We start from the raw sequence: 5,807 nt of genomic DNA, 5'->3' as shown, positions 1-5,807 counted from the left end.
AATCTTCATGTGACAATATACTCTTTTTCTTTTGCTACAGAGGAGAAAAATGAAGTAGAAGAAACTCGAATATTAAAATAAATTTATCGTTTTTTGTACGTATTATTATGAAGATTACTGTCGGAAAGATGGTGATTCGTATGAAAAGGGATTTTTTAAGGGGAAATCGAATCGTAAAGGGGAGGATAAATTATATAAACATAGGGGGATTTATATGAAAATGAAAAAGGTCGCTATCGCATCAGTAGCAATTGGTACAATGCTTACAATGGCAGCTTGTAGTAGCTTCACAGATAAAGAGGAAGCGAAGAAGGATCAAGCTACTACACAAAATGAAGAGCAATCAAAAACGACAAGTGCAGATGAAGCGTCAAAAACAACGAAAGATAGTGAAAAAGACACAAATACTTCTTCGAATGAAAAAACAGATAAAGATACAAAAAATACAAAGGAATCGTCAGGAACAGAAAGTAACGGCAAAACGTCAACTCAAAACGAGAATGTGAAAACAAAAGAAAAAGAGACGACAGGAAAAACAAATGATCAAACTACTAGCGGGAAAACAACAGATCAAAGCACAAGTACAAGCAATAACGGAAAAACAACGAAAGATCCGAAGAAAAGTGTTGCTGTGAAAACAAGTGTAAAAGAAGTTGTTGCGTTAGTTGACAGCTTAGACAAGCAATTAGCTGCAAATCCTAAATTAGAAACAGTAAATAAACTTGGAAAACAAATTAATGAGAAGTGGGATGTAATTGAAAATGATCTAGAAACATCACATCGAACTGAATACAAAACAATTGGCCAAAGTTTGTATCCATTAATTATAGGAGCGGAAAAAGAAAAGATAGATGTTAATAAAATGAAGTCATTAACGATGAAAACGAAAAAAGATTTAAATCAATTATTAACGAAGCTTTCATAGTTTCAAAAGCCTACTCGTGTGAGTAGGCTTTTGTTTGTTGTACATTCTCATTGAGTGTTAAGAAATAAAGACTACATTTGAAAGGAACATCACAATGAGAAAAAAGAGTGATAACTATTTAATCTTTTTTAACGAGAATGCTTTGTGAATAGTCGAATAGCTTTTTCAGGTACATAGAATTTCCCGTTGCTTTCTACAACGATGCTTTCTAATTCATAATCTTTCCCACCGATACAGATAATGTTTTTATTAACAAACAATTTAGCCTCCGTATTATTACGTTTTACTACAAGCGCCGGGTTTCGTGCATCTTTTTTGTCAATCGTTACAGTTGCACCAATTTGTTTAAAGGCTGTTTCAGCATCTAAAAATAATTTCTTAGTTATTTCTCCTAATTGAAAGCCCATTGCTTTGGCCATTGTCTTCGCAATGTCTGTATTTTGGACTAAACCGTATGGCTTTTGAGGACCGTAAGAATATAAGAATACATCTTCACCCGTATGACCACCAGTTGTAAAACCGATGTTCGCACGGTTGGCCAATAATTTAGTTAGGATCGGACCTACATCAGCTTTCTTATGTATAGCTTTTAACTTTTCTCTTTCATCATCAGTTAGGTTGTCTAAACCGTAAAGTGTAGCTACTTCTTTTATATTAGATAAATCATCTTTTAGTTTATTGGTAGCACCTTCAAGTGTCATTTTTGCCTTTTTCAGTGGGTCAATGTAAGCTGATACTGGTGTAGTATCATAGCCTTTTGTGGTATTGCTGTTACCAATGGAAATACCGCTATTACCATGATCTGCTAAAGCAATGACCATAGTGTTACCATCTTTCTTTGCAAATTCTAATGCTTCGGTAACCGCATCATCAAACGCCAATACATCACTAATCATCCCGATTGGATCATTTGCATGTGCTGCCCAATCTGCCTTACTGCCTTCTACGAATAAGAAGAAACCATCTTTATCTTTTGATAATGTTTGAATTGCTTTTCTCGTCATCTGGGAAAGAGTTGGCTGCTCGGGATGATTTGCTTCACGATCCATATCGAACGCAAGGGCAGTATTAGAGAAAGAACCCCAGATTTTATTTGATTTGGAGTTTAATAACGCATCTTTTGTTTCGACAAAGTCGTACCCTTTTCCTCGAATTACTTTTACTAAATCTTCGTTGTCTTTACGAATTCCGTTACTTGCCTTGGGCTGAAGTGCTGCCTTTCCACCACCTAATACAACTTCTATATTTTGATAAACTTGCTGTTCACCAAGCACTTCAAAATTCTTGCGGTTAGCATGATGAGCAGAGAAGCTAGCCGGAGTAGCATGCTGAATTTCTGATGTAGCAATGATTCCTGTCGCGCGGCCTGAACGTTCTGCGCCTTCTAAGACGTTGGCAACTGGACGAAACTTGCAGTCTTCTTTCACTGGTTCTAAGCCAGGTGAGTTCACAACAGAAGGTAATACGCCCACGTAGCCTGAATTGGATTTATTTCCTGTCGCTAAAGCTGTGGCTGCCGGTGCAGAGTCCGTAATAGCCGATTCTGCTGAATAAGTACGAACACCTCCGGATACAATTTGATCTAGTGCAAGAGGTGAACCTTTGTACCATCGGGCTAATGTTGTAACAGAAGAGCTTGTCCCATCTATAACCATGAAAATTACATTTTTAGGTTGCTTTCCTGCTTTTTTCACCTCAGCTTGTACCGCGTTATCTTTCATAATGCTTCCTGTAGCTAATGAACCTAGTGCTACCGTTCCTGCTAATATTAGTCCCATTATTTTTTTACGAAGATTAGTCATTGTGGTTCCTCCATAGGTTGTTTTCGATATAACAATCTAACGTTCGTATGTAAAACAAGATTTATTATTAGTAGTACCCTATTGCAACGAAACTAACAATAACGATTGAGTCAAAATATTGGACACAAAAAGTTAAATTCAAGCTACTTCTTCAGCAATCTCTTCTCCGCATATAAAACCTCTGTGCACCTTTAAGTTGTACGGTCTTTCCTATAAAAAGAATCTTCTCTTTGTTTTTAGGGAAACATTTGAAAAAGGATGGTGGGAAAATGACAATTGATCGAGTTTGTACAATTGGGCCAGCAAGTAATAATGAAGAAACATTAACTCAGTTAATAAACAATGGTATGAAAATTGTTCGGCTGAATTTATCACATGGCACGCATGAAAGTCATAAAGACATCATTCGTTTAGTAAAATCGTTAGACGATTCTATTAAAATTCTAGGGGATGTACAAGGTCCTAAAATAAGATTGGGTGAAATGAAAGAGGAACAAATTACCCTTGAAGCAGGGGAGTTATTTATTTTACATACTCATCCAGTTGAAGGGAATAAAAAAGAAGCAAGTGTTGATTATGTAGGGATTGCGAACGACGTGAAAGTTGGAAGTAGGATTCTTATTAATGATGGAGAAGTTGAGTTAATTGTTGAAAAGGTAAGTGCGGACAAAATAGAAACGAGGATAAAAACAGGTGGAAATATTGCCTCTCATAAAGGGGTAAACTTACCAGGTGCAATTGTTAGTTTACCAGCTATTACAGAGAAAGATAAAAAAGATATTCAGTTTCTTTTAGAAGAAAATGTTGATTTTATTGCGTGTTCCTTTGTGCGAAAACCTAGTCATATAAAGGAAATACGAGATTTTATACAAGAACATAAAGAAACTTCCCCGAATTTAATTGCAAAAATAGAAACGATGGAAGCTATCGAGAATTTTCAAGACATATGCAAAGAAGCGGATGGGATTATGATCGCAAGAGGAGATTTAGGTGTAGAATTGCCGTATCAATTTATTCCACTGTTACAAAAAATGATGATTCGTGAGTGCAATCGATCGAATACATATGTAATTACAGCGACACAGATGCTTCAATCTATGGTAGATCATTCTATTCCTACAAGAGCTGAGGTGACTGATGTATTTCAAGCTGTATTGGACGGAACGAATGCTGTTATGCTTTCTGCTGAAAGTGCGTCAGGGGATCATCCGATCGAAAGTGTGAAAACATTACGTCTCATTTCTGAATTTGCAGAGCATGTAAAAAAAGACGGTCCTTTTGCGATGAAAGATGTACTGGAATTACTACATAAGTCTCTTTAGTATGAAAATTTATATTTATCGATTATAGTATTAATTGAATACTTATGCTGAACCAGCAAGAATTTGTTGTTCTTTCTGTATGAATTCAACTTTTTTATGGAAAGATATGTTAGTAAGTGTGCAATTTAAACGTTTTATTTTTTAGAGTATGATAGGAGGAGAATGAATATGGAAGCAATTGAAGTAGGCGAAATTTTTAGTCTTAGCGATGAGAATAATGAAGAGCAGGAAGTTGAAGTGCTTGGAGCGATGGATGTCGAAGGAGCAGAATACATTGCGGTTGCCTTTGTAGAAGACATTCAAACAGAAACAGAGGAAGACATTGATATCTTCTTTTTAAAAGTAGAAGAAGATAATGAATTCTCATACATAGAGAATGACGAGGAATTTGAAAAAGTATCTGCTGCGTTTGAGAAGATTTTGGACGAGCAAGAACAAGAATAAAAATAGTTAGACAAAAGAGGGAGATGCATATCTGCCCTCTTTTTTGTATATGGTTGAAAAATCTTCCTCTAATTTCTGTTTTCAATCCACTATGAATCATAAACTTCTTTTGTGTTCGTGGAAGCTGCATCTAATAGAAGGAAAATCGACGCTATAATATGTATAGCGATTTGTATATAGGGAAAGAAAGCAATTAGAATAGTAAGGATTCCTATATAATTAGCATAGGTTTTCATGCCTTCCTTTTTAGCTAATAAAATTGTAATGATGTGTAAAGTAATTACTGTAAGTAGCGGTATCCCGTATAAGTCAACTAGTCCTTGAAGTAAATAATAAGGAATTAATGAAAGATGAGAGATACCTGTAGTCCACTTTAGTGCTTTTACGACTGTCTTCAAAGTTAATTCCTCCTAAATAATATGTACGTATGAATATGGTACCAAATATAGTGGGTGGATGGACATGTTTTTTGTTCACATTTATAGTGATCGATAATTATATTATGTAAAATACATAGTTTTTTTATTTATTCACTAGAAAAACCACCCCCATGAGGGTGGCACTTATTATATATAGTTATTAAATGTGTTATTCTCTAAAGAAGAAAGGGGAACCTTCACTTCACTACCTTCCTTCATATTGCGCAACACAACGGTTTCTGTCACAATTTCTTCTTCACCAATAATAAGTACATATGGGATATTCTCTTTGTTTGCATAATTAAGGGCACGTTTTAGTTTGCGTCCTGCTAGTTCAAGTTCGACTTTTAATGAAGTATTGGAACGTAATTGCTGTGCAATTTGCAAGCATTGTAATTCTGTCCCGAGTGGGATGATAAATAAATCGGCTGTAGATGATATTGTTTCTTTTTGTGATAGAGCTGTATAAATGACATCTAAACCGAATGAAATACCGACTGTTGGATAGTTCATATTATCACCACGGAATGCTCCGATAATATTATCGTAACGACCACCGCTACCAATGCTAGATGTAATCGTGCCGTCTTTTAGAAAAATTTCATACACAGTACCTGTATACATTGTGAGTCCTCTTGCTAAAAACGGATTGAATATCGTATTTTCATTAATTCCGAGGGCGATTAAATATTGCTGCAATTGTTGTAATTCGTTTATTCCATCGGTAACGAGTGGATTATTAAATGCTTCTTCAAATTCAGTAAGCTTAAACTTCATACAAGATAAAACGGTAGTACATACTGACTCTACTGTTTGCGTGGTAATCCCTCGCGCTAATAAATCTTTCCGTACACCATCAATCCCAATCTTTTCGATTTTGTCTAATGATAAAATT

At 35.4% G+C, this 5,807-nt stretch carries 6 protein-coding genes; 3 read left to right on the top strand and 3 right to left on the bottom strand.

The window, feature by feature from the left end:
- Positions 1 to 214: 214 nt before the first annotated feature.
- A complete protein-coding gene (locus KI356_RS21275) occupies positions 215 to 925 on the top strand; it encodes a hypothetical protein (RefSeq protein WP_212936374.1) in 711 nt (236 codons plus the stop codon).
- A 128-nt stretch (positions 926 to 1,053) separates the two neighbouring features.
- Here KI356_RS21275 and KI356_RS21270 read toward each other — a convergent pair whose 3' ends face one another.
- The gene (locus KI356_RS21270) at positions 1,054 to 2,727 is read right to left on the bottom strand and encodes an alkaline phosphatase (protein WP_212936373.1); all 1,674 of its coding nucleotides are present in this window, start codon (positions 2,725 to 2,727) and stop codon (positions 1,054 to 1,056) included.
- Between the two features lie 269 nt (positions 2,728 to 2,996).
- On the opposite strand from KI356_RS21270, the gene KI356_RS21265 reads away from it, so the two are divergent.
- Together KI356_RS21265 and KI356_RS21260 are read left to right on the top strand one after the other, a co-directional pair.
- A complete protein-coding gene (locus KI356_RS21265) occupies positions 2,997 to 4,049 on the top strand; it encodes a pyruvate kinase (protein ID WP_212936372.1) in 1,053 nt (350 codons plus the stop codon).
- A 162-nt stretch (positions 4,050 to 4,211) separates the two neighbouring features.
- Positions 4,212 to 4,493 (top strand): DUF1292 domain-containing protein, encoded by a 282-nt coding sequence (locus KI356_RS21260; protein ID WP_205685959.1) that lies wholly within the window; start codon positions 4,212 to 4,214, stop codon positions 4,491 to 4,493.
- An 89-nt stretch (positions 4,494 to 4,582) separates the two neighbouring features.
- Here KI356_RS21260 and KI356_RS21255 read toward each other — a convergent pair whose 3' ends face one another.
- Together KI356_RS21255 and KI356_RS21250 are read right to left on the bottom strand one after the other, a co-directional pair.
- Positions 4,583 to 4,891, bottom strand: coding sequence for a hypothetical protein (locus KI356_RS21255; RefSeq protein WP_212936371.1), 309 nt, complete (start codon positions 4,889 to 4,891; stop codon positions 4,583 to 4,585).
- 168 nt (positions 4,892 to 5,059) lie between these two features.
- On the bottom strand, positions 5,060 to 5,807 hold a 748-nt coding region (locus KI356_RS21250), incomplete at its 5' end, for a His/Gly/Thr/Pro-type tRNA ligase C-terminal domain-containing protein (protein ID WP_212936370.1).

This window comes from Bacillus hominis (assembly GCF_018332515.1).
In the GTDB taxonomy this organism is placed as follows: Bacteria; Bacillota; Bacilli; order Bacillales; family Bacillaceae_G; genus Bacillus_A; species Bacillus_A hominis.
The sequence above is the reverse complement of the archived record's forward strand: the minus strand, read 5'-3'. Positions and strand labels throughout refer to the sequence as shown.